This window comes from Streptomyces sp. NPDC001315, from assembly GCF_042896175.1.
Taxonomy (GTDB): domain Bacteria; phylum Actinomycetota; class Actinomycetes; order Streptomycetales; family Streptomycetaceae; genus Streptomyces.
Genome location: NZ_JBIAWZ010000010.1, coordinates 1 through 14,919, shown reverse-complemented (window position 1 = coordinate 14,919; position 14,919 = coordinate 1). Strand labels below are relative to the sequence as shown.

Here is a 14,919-nt window from a genome sequence, read left to right as displayed (position 1 = left end):
CCGGTCCGGAACGCCGCTAGCGGACGGCGCTCTCGACCGGCTGCTGAGCCGAAGCAGATGCCTCGCGCTCCCCCGTCGTCGGCGACAACGCGACGAAGGCCGAGGTCAGGAAGAGATAGGACCCGAGGCCCACGGCGAGGGGGAAGATGAACTGCATCGCCGTGGCCCCGGGCAGAACCCCGCCGGAGGGCGTGACACGCACGCTCACCGCGAACATCCCTGTGTAGTGCATGCTGCTGACCGCGGCCCCCATGACGAGGGAGGCGACGGTCACCGCGGAGGGCGACTTGATGTTGAGGGCCGCCCACAGGGCCGCGGTCGCCGCGACGACCGCGATCAGGACGGAGAGCGCGACGAGCACCGGGTCGTAGGTCACGTCGCCGTGCAGTCGCATCGCGGCCATGCCCAGGTAGTGCATGCTCGCGACGCCCAGCCCGGTGGTGAGTCCGCCGATGAGGAGTGCGCGCGTGCGGTCGCGGCTGTAGCCGACGACGAAGACGCCGGCGGAGACGACGGTCATGGCGACGAGGAGGCTCAGGACGGTGAGCGGCACGTCGTAGCGGATGTCGGTGCCGCTGACGCCGAAGCCGAGCATGGCCACGAAGTGCATGGTCCAGATGCCGGTCCCGATCGCCGAGGCCGCCGTGACGAGCCAGTTGCGGCGCGAGCGCCCGGTGGCGCCGAGTGCGCGGACGGTGCATCGCAGCCCCAGCGCGGCGCCTATGCAGGCCATCACGTACGACAGCGCGGGGGTCAGCCAGCCGAAGGTGGCGTGGTCCAGGTGTCCCATGGCCCGTGGACGCTAGTCGGGGCATGGGCGCACAAACGGGGCGCATTTCGAAAGGTGTTGGAAAGTGGCGAAGAAATGTTCCTGCACGATCGTGCAACGCTCGAACATGTGCGCCGATTCGTCATCCGTGTCGGTGAGGGATCACACCGAACATGACCGAACACCACACACACGTCCAGAAGTTCTTCACCACCAGGGCCGCCGACCGGGACACCCGGTACCCCGACGACGACCCCGTCCATGCGGCCACGATCGCCGCCCTCCGACTGCGCGAGGGGGACCGCGTGCTCGACGGGGCTGCGGCACCGGGCGCGCCATACCGCCCCTGCGCGCCGCCGTGGGCTCCTCGGGAGTGGCCGTCGGGCCGATCTGACGTCGGCCATGCTGGAGGCCGCGGCACGGGCCGGGAGGGGCCGTGACGGGCGGTTGCTGCTCACCGACGTCGCCGCGCTTCCTCTGCACCCGGAGTCGCTCGACGCCGTATTCACGGCGGGCCTCGTCTCCCATCTGCCCGATCCGGCCAAGAACCTGCGGGAGTTGGCGCGCACGGTGCGCTTCCTCACCCTCGCGGTCCGGAAGGGCTGAGCCCTCAACTGCGTCCCTTGACCTCCGCTATGAAGGCGTCGGGATTGTCGAACATGACGTTGTGACCGGCGCCGGGAACAGTCACCACTCGCACACCCGCGGCCTCCAGCGCCTCCCTGCCCGCGAGTTCACCGCTGAGTCCGCCCTGCAGGTACACGCGCTCGATCGCCAGCTCTTCGAGGATGGTGCGCATGACGGGTTCCGAACCGCTTCTGAGCCCGACCGCGGAACGGTGCAGGGCGCGCGGATCGGCCAGCCGCATGGTCGCCGCCCACAGCGATCCGACCTTCTCCAGCACGCGCGCGTAGTCGCCGTCGACGAACGCGTTCTCCTCGTAGGAGGCGATGCCGCTGCTGCCCGCCGCGGGCGGAGGGAAGGGGTCGAGGTTGGCCTCGGTGAGGACGAGCCGGGACACGAGGTCGGGCCGACGACGGGCGAGCACGATGGCGACGGAGCCGCCCATACTGTGCGCGACGAGCTCGGCTCCGGTCACGCCCGCCACGTCGAGCGCTGCCGCCAGGGCGTCGGCGTGATCCTCGAGCGTGTAGCCGAAGTCTTCGGGCCGGTCGCTGGTTCCGTGCCCCGGGAGGTCGACGAACAGACTTCTCCGGCCCACGAGTTCGGGCCTGGCTGCCACGTGCACGTGATACACCGCCGAGGCCGCCCCCAGCCCGTGCACGTACACCCGCGCGGGTTCCGCTCCCGGCACCTCCGTCCAGCGGATGCAGCTTCCCTTGTCGTCGAACTCGGCCTGCTTCATCGCGTCTCCCTCGCGCCATCGGCTTCATTTCCGCAGTCACCGAGAAGATACCTCGAAGTCGAGGTATAGAGAAGACGATGTATGAAGGAGGAGAGGTATAGCCTTCACGATGTACACCGCGAGTGCGCGAGAATGCGGGCATGCTGGAGTTCGCCATCCTCGGTTTCCTGTACGACGCCCCTTTGCACGGCTATGAGCTGCGCAAACGCATCACCGCCCTCACGGGGCACGTGCGGCCGGTCGCCGAGAGCACGCTGTACCCCGCGATCAAGCGCATGGAGAAGGCCGGTCTGCTGGCCCGCGCCACGGAGCCGGGTGCCGTGGCAGCCCCGCGACACGTTCTGACGCTCACCGACGAGGGCAGGCGCGAACTGCGGCGCCGGCTCGCCGAACCCGCCCAGCGCGACATCACCGACGAGAACCGCTGGTTCACGGTGCTCGCCTTTCTGCGGCACCTGGACGACCCGGGCGCCCAGTCGGCCGTGCTGCGGCTCAGGCTGGCCTTCCTGGAGGAGCCGGCGAGCTTCTTCTACGCCGGTGACCGCCCGCTGCGCGCAGAGGAGCTGGACGATCCCTTCAGGCGCGGCATCCTGACCATCGCGCGTGCCACGTCCCGAGCCGAACTCGCCTGGCTGCGGGAGACTCTGGACTCACTGGGCGGCTGACCCGTCCACATGACGTACGGGGCAGCCCCGAACGCCGGGGACCGGGCGGGTGCCGAGGTCCTTCAGCAGGTAGCCGTCCGGGTAGCTCTTGATCTCCCAGTTCTGACGCGCGTGGTGCGGTGCGCGCCTCGGCGGCAGCAGACGGACCGCGCGCCCCCGCATCCGTACACCCCCGCATCCGTACACCTGGCCGTTACCACAGCCAAGGCAGAGGTCAGAGCAGAGACGCGGAAAGAGATCTTCGAGAGCGACGCGGCAGATCGCCGTGGTCGGCCAGATCGCATATGGGCCCCAGGAACCCGTTCACACGGTGGTCCTGGGGCCCTTCCGTGCCCCGCTGAAGCTCACCGACCCGGAGCGCTTCCAGGCCGCTGTAAAGCGGCCCTGCACGGATGCGAGGGAGGCCGGCCGGAACCTGGCCTGGGACTCCAAGACCGGCAAGGGGCAGGGTCGCTTCATGCTGGTCCCGGCATTCTTGAAGCCCCGGGACGCCTGGGACTTCTACCGCGGCGATGACGGTCCGGCGGCCGTCATCGCTCAGGCGCTCAGCGATCTACCGCCCAGGACGATTGGGCCCGTGTGCATCTGCGGTCTCCGTGAAGACGTGCGCTGTCACGCGCACCCGGACGGCCGGACGAAGTAAGGAGCACCATGCAGGACGACGGCACCATACGGGCCGAAGAGGCCGGAGCCTGGCTCAGAACCAGGAAGCCCGAGATCAGCATTCGCTGGGACGCCAGCGAGGCGGCCGATGAGGACGCCTACCGACGTCTACTGAAACTCCTGTTCAGCCCCCGCGCTGGCAGCGATGCGGCCTAAGATCCCGCCGTACGAGTGACCCCGGCGCGCGGGCAAGGCGCAACCGGGGTCCGGCCAGTCGCGAAGGGACTGACGTGACCAAGACTCTCACGAGCGCCATCGACGTGGTCCACAGGGCCACACACCAGCAGACGCTGCGGGCAGTCGATTACCTCAGGGTTTCGACCGAGCAGCAGAAGCAGGGGTACGGGATCAGCTACAGCGGCAAGAAGACCGCGAAGTACATCCTGTCCAAGGGCTGGGATCACGTCGACGCCTTCAAGGATGAAGGCGTGTCCGGCTCCCTGCCCTGGCAGGAGCGCGACGACCTGCCCCGCCTGATGAAGCTGGCCCGGCAGGATCCCAAGCCCTTTGATGTGGTCGTGGTCTCCGAAACCCGGGCCATCGGCCGCACCGATCGCGTGTTCTGGCGCTGGGTGTGGGAGCTGCAAGACCTGGGCGTCTTCGTCGCCGTGGTGGACAAGGACATCGACAACACCACGGAGGACGGCGAAGCCTCCATGCGCGAGGAGGCGAACTACGCCTTCAAGGAGTACACGCGCATCCGGGTGCGCACCCAGAGCGGCATCCAGGAGAAGGCCGAGGAGGGCGGGCACCCTGGCGGCATCGCGCCGTACGGGTGGCGCATCCAGGACCAGGGCAAGAAGGGTAAGTCCCATCTCGTACTGGACATCTGCCCGGCAGACGAGCACTGCAAGGCCGCCCACGAGGTGGACGTCTTGAAGCAGGCCTGGCATCTGATCGTCGTCGAGAGCAAGAACTGCCGCCGGACGGCGATGTCCCTGAATGCCGAGGGAATGCGCACGCGGACGGGTAAGCCGTGGACCGCGGGGAACCTGCGCCGCAGGCTTCAGTCCAAGGCCATTCAGACGGCGGAGATGGTCTACCGCAATCCCGAGACCGCGGGGAAGAACAATGGCACGAAGCTGGGTATGGACGGCCAGCCGGCCCACGGCCAGACCGTCACCATCACATTGCCCCGCCTCTTCACAGAGGCAGAAGTGGACCGCCTGAACAAGGCCCTGGCCCGCAATGCCCGCACTCGAAAGAGCGCGGACGCGGCTCACGTCCACCCGCTGTCGAAGCGGGTCTACGGCTCCTGCGGGAAGCACTACACCGGCCTGGACCGGTGCGACCGGCCGGGCCGCATGTACCGCTGTACAGGGAAGATCGAGGGCGCCCCCGGGACCAAGGTCTGCACCTGTTCACAGGTGGATGCCGAGGCGCTCGAAGAGCGCGTGTGGGGCGAGGTCTGCGGACTCCTGCAAGACCCCGATCGGCTTACCACCATGGCCATGGACTGGCTGGACATGGCAACCGGCCAGCAGGACAACCACGCTGACCGCCTCGCCGATCTGGACCGGCAGATCGAGGCTCAGGACGAAGCCATTGCCACAATGATGATCGTGGCCGCCAAGAGCGGCAAGACCCCCGAAGCCATCGCCAAGGCCACCAAGACCCTTGAGGCCGAGCGGGAGGAGCTGGTGGGGCTCAGGGCCGAGGCCCTGGCCTGGCAGCAAGAGAGCGAGCTCGCACAGCAGCGAGCCCACGATCTCCAGGCTCTGGCCGACATGGCCCGCATTCGCATGCGGGCCATGACCCCGCAGGAGAAGGCCGAAGTCTGCGACCTGCTTGACCTGAAGGTCACGCTGGCAGGGCCCATCCCAAAGAAGGTTCGGGCTGACGACACGCTGACCGCCTGGTTCCGCGCGCGAGGTCGCGGCGTCCCGGTCCTGGATGACGTGGCCTGGGGGGCCGTCAGGACCCTGTTCGAAGGCTCCGAGGTCCGCAAGCGCCAGGACCGCCTGCCGCACCGTCAGGTGCTCGAAGCAGTGCTCCTGAAGGCCCGTACGGGCGTCACCTGGAAGGAACTCCCCGAGCATTACGGGAAGACGACGGGGATCACCACCCGCTATCAGCGGTGGGTGGCCTCGGGCCTCTTCGAACAGGCCATGGACGCGCTGACGGAGTGCGAGAGCACTCCCCTGCCAGCGCAGTACCCCCTGCCTCCACTGCTGGTGGAAGGCAAGATCGACCCACGCCTACTCATCCGAGTTCCGGCGGAACCTGAGCAGACGGTCCCGAGTGCCCGGGTGAAGTCCCAGGGGAACTCGTACGCCGAACTGAGCTGGTAGATCTCCAGCGAGTCCTTGTAGGGGTCCAACCGCCGGATCTGTTCGAGCCGCTCGAACCGCTTCACCGCATCGTCCCCCTTCTGCCACCGAAGCTCCAACTCTAAGTTGAAGAGCAGGAGATGACCGGCGAACAACCACACAGGGGGAAGGTGGTCAGCATGTTCAACAGGTACCGAAAGGCGTTCGGCGGATTCGTCGGCTCGGTGCGACCGGAGGCGAGGAGCGAGCGGAAGCGCGCACACAACTTGTTCGAGGCCGCCGCCGCATACGTCTCGGCCTGCGCGGAGGACGATCAGGAGCGGATCGACGAGGCAGCGGGCTGGGTGTCGCCGGAGGCACTGTCGTTCGGCGTGAGCGAGCTGGCGTGCCGCGCGGTCATCGCCCTCGCGCGGGAGCGCGACGAGTCGCCGAGGGTGGTGGCGCGTGAGCTCCTCGGGCTGCCGGCGACCTGAGGCGCCCCGGTCACGGGTGGTCGATTCGTCCCCTCCAGGCAGAAAACTGCAGCTCCGGTGCTCTTGGGAGTCGTGACAAGCGGCTTCCGGGCGCACTAGGGTGCGCGCCGATGGACGAACCTATGGGGAGGCTGGGATGGCCGGGACGGATGAGAACGCCGTCGCCGCCGCGGACGACGCGCTCTATGTGCTCACGGCGCTGCTGCTGACGCCGGCGAAGTTCCCGAGTGTGCTGGGCGACGACTATCCGGAGGCCTGCGCGGCGCTCGGCCTGGCGCCGCTCGCCGACGGGTACGGCCTGGTGTTGGGGCAGGACGGCGATGGGGCGCGGTGGACGGTCGCCATCGACGACGTGTCGCTGGTCGCCGTCGCCATCGCGTCGTGGGACTGCGGCATGGAGTACGACCTGTCCCCCGAGGAGCGGACGGTCGTGGCCGCCCTGCCGGGCTGGCCTCTCGAGGTCGCGGTCGCGGCACCCGGCGTGCCGGCGCCGCACGATCCGGCCCCCGAGTTCGCGGATGGTCCGCCGCTGTGTCCGCCGGACACGACCACTTGGGGACCGGCCCAGCGGCGGCTGGGCGCGGACGAGATCGCGCTCCAGTGGGCGATGTGGCGGGAGCAGCTCGACGACGGCTCGTTCGCGAGCCCTGAGAACGGCTCCGAGGCGGCTACCGGCGTGGACGGCGACGCCAGGGCGGCCGAGGGCGCCGGTGTCGGCTCTGGGGCCTCTGAGGGCATCGAGGCCGGCTCCAGAGCGTCCGAGGGCGCTGAGAGCCGCTCCGGGGCGTCCGAGGGCGCCGAGGGGGCCGCGGAGGGCGCTCCCAGGGGGCCCCGCCACAGCGGGATCCGGCGCGTCCTCGCGGAGGCCCGGGCATACGTCGAGTCTCCACCACCTCTGGGACGCGTGCGGTCGTCCTTCGCATCGGGCGACGCGCGGACCCTGCGCGCCGACGGTCCGGGCTGGTCGCTCGTGGCGAGAACCGACGACATCGCGTTCGTGCTGCTCGACGAGGAGCCCGGGGAGGTCCTGCCGGTGGGGCGCGGGCCGGAGCTGCCAGGTCTGTTGGCGGCGCTCGACAGGTTGGCCGTGCGCCCTCACTGAGCCGGCTCTGCGATGCCGCCCGGTCGGCGACACGGCTCCGGTTCAACTGCTCCTGTCCGGGTCGAGGGGGATCGCACCCTTGGCGAGGGCCACCGGTGCCCCGGTGGCCCTCGGCATGGGCTTCCTCCGTGCAGGACGGCCACCGTTTCGTCAGGACGGCGGACTGCCGGGAAACATGGGGCAGGGTCAGCAGATCCGGCACCGTTTCCAGGAGGAGGCGCCACGTGCCGGTCGCGGCGGGCGGTGACCGAGGCGACGGCGTCGTACCGGCGGACGAAGCGGGGCGACTGCTGCCGTGCTCCCCGTTCGCGTCGCGCCGCCACGTGTGCGACCACCGCCAGAGGTGCGAGGCGGACCGGCGAGTCGAGCGCGCCGTGGGCGGCGTGGGGGCGTCGAGGCGCGGCAGCCACCGGTCTGCCGGGCCGGGCCGTCGGCCGTCCGCGGGCCGCGCCATCGGCAGGCCCGCGGACGGCAGACGGAGGCCTCAGCGCCCCAGTTCCTTGCGCGTGACCCGACGCAGCCTGCGCCGCTGCGAGGGGTCCAGCGCGAGGTACGCGGCCGCGGGGACTCCCAGGACTATCAGGAGCGCGGCCCACCAGGGCAGCCAGATCAGCAGGATGAGTCCGGCCGCCACCCCTCCTGCGGCGATCTTCGCATTCTTCGACATGTGTGTGTCGCCTCCTTCGCGGCCACTGCCGCTCTCTGCTCTGAAAACGGGCCCGCGCTTCTCGCGGTTCCGAATCGCGACCCTGAGAGGCCCCTGAGACCCGACCCTCACGCGCCCCTGAGAAGAGTGACTCCCCTCACCGGCAAGTGACCCGGTCGCACTTCAACCAATTCCGCGTGAACCCCACCTGTGCTGTACCCTCGGCGGCTCCGGCCCAGGTAGTCAAATTTGAGGAGTGCGGTTTCGCTGTGCAGAGGGTTCCCGCGGCAACACCGTCCGAGATCTCCGAACTGGCATGCTGCTCCGCCGTGTTCGTACCCGGCGACCCGGCCCGCACGGGCAGTGTCGCCTTCTGGCGTCCCGACGGCGGCGCTCCACCGGCCGTCCAGTCAGGATCCGTCGCGAACCTGACCGTCGTGCTGCCGCGCGGCGACGGTGCCGAACGGGTGAGCGTGGCCGCCCTCCTGCTGCCGGTGCGTACGGCGCTCCCCCTGCTCACACGCGCGCGTGCCGTCGCACACGGCCACCGGGCGACCGTCTTCTGGGGTACGGCCGGCGTACTGGCCCTGCACCTCGTCGCCCGTGGACTGCTGCTGCCCGGCTTGTCCGCGAACGACCACGACGCCTGGCGGGTGGGTCCGCTCGGCGCGGACGACGCCGAGCGGATCCGCCGACTCGCCGCCGCGATGCCACCCGAGGCGCACGCCGTGCCGGTGAGCGATGCGGAGCCGCCGCGGCTGCCGAACCCGGAGCGGCTGCTGCGCGCTTTCCTGGACGCGGCCGCCGACGCGCTGCCCCGGTCACCTGCCGCCGCGCTCGTGACGGGCGGTCCGGCCTACGCGGCGCAGCAGCCACAACATCTGCCGGAGCAACGGAGGTGGGCGGCCGACGTCGCCGCGGGCCATGACGCCGGCGTGCGGATCTCGCTGCGGATCGAAGTGTCCGGTCTGATGCCCGAGGCGCCCGACGAGTCCGTGCCACAGTTCCGGGTCGTGCCGCAGGTGCACAGCCTGAGCGATCCCGCGCTCGTCGCGGACGCCGCCGAGGTGTGGGCCGGATCGGGCGCCGGGGCGGAGCTGGGCAGCCACGCGCGCGTGGCTGCCCTGCTCGCCCTCCGCCGGGCCGCCCGGGCCTGGCCCGCTCTCACGCCCCTGCTCTCCGCGAGCGTGCCGGATGCCGTCGACCTCGTCGACGAGGAGGTCACCGAGCTCCTCGGTGAGTGCGCGCGGGCTCTCGCGGCCGCCGGCGTGGACGTGCACTGGCCCAGGGAACTGGCCCGCGACCTCCGTGCGCGTGTGGTGGTCGGCCCGCCGGACGACGAGGCGGGCCCCGGCAGGCTTTCCTCGAACGCGCAGCCCTTCCTGTCCACCGACGCGCTGCTGGCCTTCTCCTGGAGGTTCGCGCTGGGCGAGCAGCGCCTCACCCGAGAGGAACTGGACCGGCTTGCCGAGGCCAGTCGCCCCGTCGTACGGCTGCGTGACCAGTGGGTTCTGATCGACCCTCAGGACGTGCGCCGCGCCCGCGCGCAGCAGGACCGGAAAGTCACGCCGGTCGACGCGCTGAGTGCCGCTCTGACGGGCTCCACCGAGGTCGACGGCCGCAGGGTCGACGTCCAACCGACGGGATGGCTGGCTGCCCTGCGGGAGCGGCTCGCCGACCCCGAGACGCAGGAGCCGGTCGGTCAGCCCGCCGCACTGCACGCCACGCTGCGGGACTACCAGCGCCGGGGCCTGAACTGGCTGGCCCGGATGACCTCCCTGGGCCTGGGCTGCTGTCTGGCCGACGACATGGGTCTCGGCAAGACGATCACTCTGATCGCCCTCCATCTGCACCGGCAGAACGACGCGACCGCCGCCGGTCCCACCCTGGTGGTCTGCCCGACTTCCCTGCTGGGCAACTGGCAGCGCGAGATCGAGAAGTTCGCGCCAGGCACAAGCGTGCGCCGCTTCCACGGGCCCGGGCGCAGCCTGGACGCCCTGGCCGACGGGGAGTTCGTGCTCACGACGTACGGCACGATGCGCCTCGACGCGCGCCGGCTCGCCGGGATGTCTTGGGGCCTGGTCGTGGCCGACGAGGCACAGCACGTGAAGAACCCGTACTCGGCAACGGCCCGCGCGCTGCGCTCCATCGACGCACGCGCGCGTGTGGCGCTCACCGGAACCCCGGTGGAGAACAACCTGTCGGAGCTGTGGGCGATTCTCGACTGGACGACTCCGGGTCTGCTGGGCCGCCTCGGCACGTTCCGTACGCGGTACGCGCAGGCGGTAGAGGGTGGCCGGGATCCGGCCGCCGCGGCGCGGCTCACCAGGCTGGTGGGCCCGTTCCTGCTCCGTCGCCGCAAGTCGGATCCTGGGATCGCGCCCGAACTGCCGCCCAAGACCGAGACCGACCGCGCCGTGTCGCTCACCGACGAGCAGGCCGGCCTGTACGAGGCCGTGGTGCGGGAGACACTGGCGGAGATCTCCGGCGCCGACAGCATGGCTCGGCGAGGACTGATCGTGAAGTTGCTGACCAGCCTGAAGCAGATCTGCAACCACCCGGCGCAGTTCCTCAAGGAGGAGCGGCCGAGGATCACCGGACGCTCCGGGAAACTGGAACTCCTGGACGAACTACTCGACACCATCCTCTCCGAGGGGGCGAGCGTTCTGGTCTTCACCCAGTACGTACGGATGGCGAGCCTCATCGAGCGGCACCTGACGTCCCGTGGTGTGCGCTCGCAGTTCCTGCACGGCGGGACCCCCGTCGCCGAGCGCGAGGCGATGGTGCGGCGCTTCCAGGATGGTGAAGCCCCCGTCTTCCTGCTGTCGTTGAAGGCGGCGGGGACGGGGCTGAACCTGACGCGGGCCGAGCACGTCGTGCACTACGACCGCTGGTGGAACCCTGCCGTCGAGGCTCAGGCGACGGACCGCGCGTACCGCATCGGCCAGACCCGGCCTGTGCAGGTGCACCGGCTGATCGCCGAAGGAACCATCGAGGACCGCATCGCCGACATGCTCGCCCGCAAGCGTGAGCTGGCCGAGGCGGTGCTCGGCTCGGGCGAGGCCGCGCTCACGGAATTGACGGATGCGGAGCTGGCCGATCTGGTGGAACTGCGAGGAGGCGCGCGATGAACCGGCACGACGACATGGAGCGTACGTTCGCCGCCCTGCCGTCCGCGCGCGGGCGGGGTTTCGCAGAGACTTGGTGGGGGCGCGCCTGGCTGAGGGCGCTGGAGGACACGGCGCTCGACGCCGAGCAGGTGCGGACGGGCCGCAGACTCGCTCGCGCGGGAGCCGTGGGTGCGGTCTCGGTGCGACCGGGGCGCATCACGGCCGTCGTCCAGGACCGCGACGGCACCCGACATCGCGCCGACGTCCTGCTGGACGTGTTGTCCGGCGATCAGTGGGACCGCTTCCTGGATCTGGCCGTCGAGCGATCCGGACATGTGGCGGCGCTGCTCGACCGGGAGATGCCGCCGCACCTGGTCGAGGACGCGGCGGCCGCCGGCGTCGACCTGCTGCCCGGCACGGGCGATCTCGAGCCCGAGTGCGGCTGCGGAGCCTGGGACCACTGCGGACACACCGCGGCCCTCTGCCATCAGTTGGCGCGGCTGCTCGACCAGGATCCCTTCGTCCTGTTGCTGATGCGGGGACGCGGGGAACGCGCCGTGCTGGACGACCTCCAGGCCCGCGCCACGACCACCCCCGCCGACACGCCGTCCGAGGCAGAAGGAGTGGACGCCGTGGACGCGTATGCGGCCGGGGACATCCTGCCTCCGCTCCCCGATCTGCCCGAGCTCCCCCGGGAGCCCGGTGTGCCACCGTCGCTGGACACCGATGCCCCACCCGCGCCCGGGGTCGATCCGAGCGCGCTGGAGTTCCTCGCCGCCCGGGCCGCCGAGGACGCCCGTCGCCTGCTCGCCGAGGCTCTGCTGGGCGAGCCCGAACCGGGGGCGCCGATCGAAGCCGACGTGTCCGAAGTGGAGTTGACGCCCGCTCAGGACGCCGTGCGGCTCGCCTCGGGCAGCGACCCCGACAGCATCCTGGTCGACCGGCTCGCCCACGGGTCGGGCCGCGACCGCGCTGAACTGACCCTGGCGGTGCGGGCCTGGAGACAGGCAGGCGTGGCGGGGCTGTCCGTGCTCGAGGAACAGTGGACTGTCGAGGGCGAGGCACTCGCACGCGCGCGTGTGGCCCTGCAGTCGGCCTGGGAGGACGACGAGCGGCCGACCCTGCGCGCGTGGGGTAACCGATGGACGGCCGTCGGTACGCCGGGACAGCTGCGCCTGGGGCGTGACGGCCGCTGGTGGCCGTACCGGAAGGAGGGCAGCCGCTGGGTGCCCGCCGGAGAGGCGGACCGGGATCCCGCCGCAGCTCTTTCCTCTGCACTGTCCGAGCTATCCGATCTCGGCGATCTCGGCGAAGAAGGCCTCTGGGCGAACGGATCTCCTGACGGGCAGCGGCTGCCGTGAGACCCGGTGTCGGTCCGCCGAGCGGCCGACGTCCGTCGTTCACCCGGCCGTCGTAAGGCGTTCGACGTGAGGCCCAACTCTGACCGCTGTCACCGCCCTTGTCCCGTCCGACCGTGGTCACGAAGCCGCGTCTTCTGACCGCTGTCCCGACCCTGTCCCTCAGGAGGCTCCATGTCCCCGCAAGCCACCGGCCGGCGCCGCGTCCACCGTTCCGTCGCGGCCGGCGTACCCCTCGCCGTGCTGGCCGCCCTAGTGGCGGCCGGCCCGGCCACGGGTGCCCCGTCCGCGGACGCTCGCGTCACCCGCACGGCGACGCTCGGCGACCTTTCGCTCGGCACGTTCAGCAACACGCTGCTGCCCGGCACGGTGGACGAGGACCGGGGCGTGGACCTCGGCGGCATCGGCAGCGACATCTATCCGGCGGGCCGCAAGGGCGAGTTCTGGGCGGTCACCGACCGCGGGCCCAACGGCCAGATCAAGGTGAACGGCACAAAGCGCCGTACGTTCCCGGTGCCTGGCTTCGATCCGGCGATCGTGAAGATCCGGATGTTCGGTGACACTGTGAAGGTGGTCGGCGCGATCCCGCTCACCACCTCGTCCGGGAAGCCAGTCACCGGCCTGTCGAACCTGCAGGGACGCGATGAGGCTCCGTACTCCTACGACGCGAAGACGCCCCTGTCCTACAACCCGAACGGGCTGGACACCGAGGGGATCGTGCGGGCCGCGGACGGGAGTTTCTGGCTCGTCGACGAGTACGGTCCCTCCCTCGTCCATGTCTCCGCGCGCGGGAGGGTGCTCACGCGGTACGTGCCCGAAGGGCTGAACCTCACCGGCACGGACTACCCGGTGGTCGAGGCACTGCCGTCCGTGCTGCTGCACCGGAAGATCAACCGCGGTTTCGAGGGACTCGCCCAACTGCCCGACGGCGACCTGGTGATGGCGGTGCAGAGCCCGCTGTCCCTTCCGGACGCGGACGCCGGAGACGACTCGCGCACCACCCGACTGCTGCGTTTCTCGCCCAAGAAGCAGGCGGTCACGGCCGAGTACGCCTACCGCTTCGACCCGGTGAACGTGGTCGATCCGAGTGAGGACGACACCTCCGAGCTCAAGATCTCCTCGGTCGTCGCCGTCGGCGGCAACCGGCTGCTGGTCGAGGAGCGCACCGACAAGGCCGCCCGGCTGCAACTCGTGCGTCTGGACCGCACCGCGGACATCCTCGGAGGCGCCTGGGACGACGACACGACCTCGCCGTCGCTGGAGCAGATCGACGACCCGGCGGCCTCGGGTGTCCCGGTGCTGGCCAAGCGGCTGGTCGTCGACCTGAACACGGTCGCCGGTGTGCCCGGGAAGATCGAAGGCGTCGCGCGTGTGGACCACGACACACTCGCCCTCATCAACGACAACGACTTCGGAATGACGGACGGCGCGGGGGCCTTCGACACGCAGGGCCGGCTGGTCGACAGCGGCATCGAGACGACGGTGACCTACGTGCGCCTGCCGCGGGACATCTGACTCTCGGAGCGGTCCGCACGTCGTCACGGCGCCAGGGACGGGAGCAACGACGCCCAGTCGCTCGGTATGTCGCTCGGCAGTCCGCTGGGGAACTGCGACGGTAGAGAAGGCAATCGGCTGGGCAGCCTGCTGGGCAGCTCGGTAGGGATGCTGAAGGACGGTGCGGGCGAGCGGCTGGTGCTCGTGCCGCTCTCTGCGGGCGGCTTCCGGTCCGGTGCGTCGTCGTTCCCGGAGGCCATCAGCGCCACAACAGCGGCGACGACCCCGACGGCCACGATCGCTGCGAGCAACACGAAGAGGGGGTTCCGGCGCCGCCCCGGGCCGTACTCGTCTTCTGGAGGCGGCCCGTAACCACCGTCGCCTCCCGGAGGAGGCCCGTACCCGCCTCCATGGTCGTCCGGAGGAGGGCCATAGCCCCCTCCGGAAGCGTGGTGGCCCCCTGCCGCCCCATGATCCGGGCCGGAGTGTCCAGGAAGTGGTCCGAAACCACCGCCCGGAGGCGGGATGTCACCCGGCGGACCGGGCGGCTGTGGCGGTACGGGCGGCATGGCCATACCGTCCAGGGTCGCGCCGGAGCGCTCCTGACGCGACCCCCGCACGGAAGTTGACACGGACTCATGCCATGGACCGCATGATTCCGAGGCATTCCGCGCGGGGACCGATCACAGCGTAGCTACGCGGACACGCGCGCGTGCGCTCAGCCGCGTGCGCCCAGCAGGTGGTCCATGGCCAGCTGGTCGAGGCGCTCGAAGGCCATGCCACGCGCGGCGGCCGCGTCCACGTCGAAGTCCTCGAACGCGGCACGGTCGGCAAGGAGGGCCTGCAGGCCGTCACCGGCCGTGGGCTGCGCCAGCTCGTCCAGACGCGACGCACGCAGCGCCTCCTGGACCTCCGGGTCCGCACGGAAGGCCACAGCCCGCTCCTTGAGGATCAGGTAGTTGCGCATGCAGCCCGCCGCCGACGCCCACACACCCTCGAGGTC

13 protein-coding genes and 4 pseudogenes are annotated in these 14,919 nt (G+C 70.5%); 10 read left to right on the top strand and 7 right to left on the bottom strand.

Annotated elements, in window-relative coordinates:
• Nucleotides 1-16 precede the first annotated feature (16 nt).
• Nucleotides 17-790, bottom strand: a complete 774-nt coding sequence (locus ACFY16_RS25605) for an MHYT domain-containing protein (RefSeq protein WP_390649518.1) — start codon at nt 788-790, stop codon at nt 17-19.
• A 152-nt stretch (nt 791-942) separates the two neighbouring features.
• On the opposite strand from ACFY16_RS25605, the pseudogene ACFY16_RS25600 reads away from it, so the two are divergent.
• Nucleotides 943-1,345 (top strand): annotated as a pseudogene (locus ACFY16_RS25600) (class I SAM-dependent methyltransferase); the annotation flags it as partial.
• 34 nt (nt 1,346-1,379) lie between these two features.
• Here the strand turns inward: ACFY16_RS25600 and ACFY16_RS25595 are convergent.
• Nucleotides 1,380-2,135 (bottom strand): alpha/beta fold hydrolase, encoded by a 756-nt coding sequence (locus ACFY16_RS25595; protein ID WP_390649517.1) that lies wholly within the window; start codon nt 2,133-2,135, stop codon nt 1,380-1,382.
• A gap of 140 nt (nt 2,136-2,275) precedes the next feature.
• Here ACFY16_RS25595 and ACFY16_RS25590 point away from each other — a divergent pair, with 140 nt between their 5' ends.
• Nucleotides 2,276-2,800, top strand: a complete 525-nt coding sequence (locus ACFY16_RS25590; RefSeq protein WP_390649516.1) for a PadR family transcriptional regulator — start codon at nt 2,276-2,278, stop codon at nt 2,798-2,800.
• Here the strand turns inward: ACFY16_RS25590 and ACFY16_RS25585 are convergent.
• Nucleotides 2,786-2,968, bottom strand: a pseudogene (locus ACFY16_RS25585) (DUF2236 domain-containing protein); the annotation flags it as partial. The gene ACFY16_RS25590 and the pseudogene ACFY16_RS25585 sit on opposite strands and share 15 nt — an antisense overlap.
• A gap of 142 nt (nt 2,969-3,110) precedes the next feature.
• Between ACFY16_RS25585 and ACFY16_RS25580 the strand changes: the two are divergent.
• The 3 genes from ACFY16_RS25580 (at nt 3,111) to ACFY16_RS25570 (ending at nt 5,754) form a co-directional block, all read left to right on the top strand.
• A complete protein-coding gene (locus ACFY16_RS25580; protein ID WP_390649515.1) occupies nt 3,111-3,443 on the top strand; it encodes a hypothetical protein in 333 nt (110 codons plus the stop codon).
• Between the two features lie 8 nt (nt 3,444-3,451).
• Complete coding sequence (locus ACFY16_RS25575) at nt 3,452-3,619, top strand: hypothetical protein (protein ID WP_390649514.1); 168 nt, start codon at nt 3,452-3,454, stop codon at nt 3,617-3,619.
• 74 nt (nt 3,620-3,693) lie between these two features.
• Nucleotides 3,694-5,754, top strand: a complete 2,061-nt coding sequence (locus tag ACFY16_RS25570) for a recombinase family protein (protein ID WP_390649513.1) — start codon at nt 3,694-3,696, stop codon at nt 5,752-5,754.
• On the opposite strand, the pseudogene ACFY16_RS25565 reads toward ACFY16_RS25570, so the two are convergent.
• Nucleotides 5,703-5,819, bottom strand: a pseudogene (locus ACFY16_RS25565) (DUF2236 domain-containing protein); the annotation flags it as partial. The gene ACFY16_RS25570 and the pseudogene ACFY16_RS25565 sit on opposite strands and share 52 nt — an antisense overlap.
• Before the next feature lie 93 nt (nt 5,820-5,912).
• Here ACFY16_RS25565 and ACFY16_RS25560 point away from each other — a divergent pair.
• Both ACFY16_RS25560 and ACFY16_RS25555 read left to right on the top strand, forming a co-directional pair.
• On the top strand, nt 5,913-6,206 hold the full coding sequence (locus ACFY16_RS25560; RefSeq protein ID WP_390649512.1) for a hypothetical protein: 294 nt from the start codon (nt 5,913-5,915) through the stop codon (nt 6,204-6,206).
• 136 nt (nt 6,207-6,342) lie between these two features.
• On the top strand, nt 6,343-7,308 hold the full coding sequence (locus tag ACFY16_RS25555) for a hypothetical protein (protein WP_390649511.1): 966 nt from the start codon (nt 6,343-6,345) through the stop codon (nt 7,306-7,308).
• A 484-nt stretch (nt 7,309-7,792) separates the two neighbouring features.
• On the opposite strand, the gene ACFY16_RS25550 is transcribed toward ACFY16_RS25555, so the two are convergent.
• Nucleotides 7,793-7,975, bottom strand: a complete 183-nt coding sequence (locus ACFY16_RS25550; RefSeq protein ID WP_073943599.1) for a hypothetical protein — start codon at nt 7,973-7,975, stop codon at nt 7,793-7,795.
• A gap of 248 nt (nt 7,976-8,223) precedes the next feature.
• Between ACFY16_RS25550 and ACFY16_RS25545 the strand changes: the two genes are divergently transcribed.
• The 3 genes from ACFY16_RS25545 (at nt 8,224) to ACFY16_RS25535 (ending at nt 13,937) form a co-directional block, all read left to right on the top strand.
• A complete protein-coding gene (locus tag ACFY16_RS25545; protein WP_390649510.1) occupies nt 8,224-11,085 on the top strand; it encodes a DEAD/DEAH box helicase in 2,862 nt (953 codons plus the stop codon).
• Nucleotides 11,082-12,425, top strand: a complete 1,344-nt coding sequence (locus tag ACFY16_RS25540; protein ID WP_390649509.1) for an SWF or SNF family helicase — start codon at nt 11,082-11,084, stop codon at nt 12,423-12,425. Before ACFY16_RS25545 ends, ACFY16_RS25540 begins: the two co-directional genes overlap by 4 nt.
• A 171-nt stretch (nt 12,426-12,596) precedes the next feature.
• On the top strand, nt 12,597-13,937 hold the full coding sequence (locus ACFY16_RS25535; RefSeq protein ID WP_390649508.1) for an esterase-like activity of phytase family protein: 1,341 nt from the start codon (nt 12,597-12,599) through the stop codon (nt 13,935-13,937).
• 23 nt (nt 13,938-13,960) lie between these two features.
• Here the strand turns inward: ACFY16_RS25535 and ACFY16_RS25530 are convergent, their stop codons facing one another.
• Both ACFY16_RS25530 and ACFY16_RS25525 read right to left on the bottom strand, forming a co-directional pair.
• Nucleotides 13,961-14,230, bottom strand: coding sequence for a hypothetical protein (locus ACFY16_RS25530; RefSeq protein ID WP_390649507.1), 270 nt, complete (start codon nt 14,228-14,230; stop codon nt 13,961-13,963).
• 404 nt (nt 14,231-14,634) lie between these two features.
• A pseudogene (locus ACFY16_RS25525) lies at nt 14,635-14,919 on the bottom strand (xylose isomerase); the annotation flags it as partial.

Bases quoted from the DNA above. Each gene is read 5' to 3' on its own strand.
- ACFY16_RS25575 (WP_390649514.1), top strand. From the start codon at position 3,452: ATGCAGGACGACGGCACCATACGGGCCGAAGAGGCCGGAGCCTGGCTC.
- ACFY16_RS25590 (WP_390649516.1), top strand. From the start codon at position 2,276: ATGCTGGAGTTCGCCATCCTCGGTTTCCTGTACGACGCCCCTTTGCAC.
- ACFY16_RS25605 (WP_390649518.1), bottom strand. From the start codon at position 790: ATGGGACACCTGGACCACGCCACCTTCGGCTGGCTGACCCCCGCGCTG.
- ACFY16_RS25595 (WP_390649517.1), bottom strand. From the start codon at position 2,135: ATGAAGCAGGCCGAGTTCGACGACAAGGGAAGCTGCATCCGCTGGACG.
- ACFY16_RS25555 (WP_390649511.1), top strand. From the start codon at position 6,343: ATGGCCGGGACGGATGAGAACGCCGTCGCCGCCGCGGACGACGCGCTC.
- ACFY16_RS25560 (WP_390649512.1), top strand. From the start codon at position 5,913: ATGTTCAACAGGTACCGAAAGGCGTTCGGCGGATTCGTCGGCTCGGTG.
- ACFY16_RS25540 (WP_390649509.1), top strand. From the start codon at position 11,082: ATGAACCGGCACGACGACATGGAGCGTACGTTCGCCGCCCTGCCGTCC.
- ACFY16_RS25550 (WP_073943599.1), bottom strand. From the start codon at position 7,975: ATGTCGAAGAATGCGAAGATCGCCGCAGGAGGGGTGGCGGCCGGACTC.
- ACFY16_RS25535 (WP_390649508.1), top strand. From the start codon at position 12,597: ATGTCCCCGCAAGCCACCGGCCGGCGCCGCGTCCACCGTTCCGTCGCG.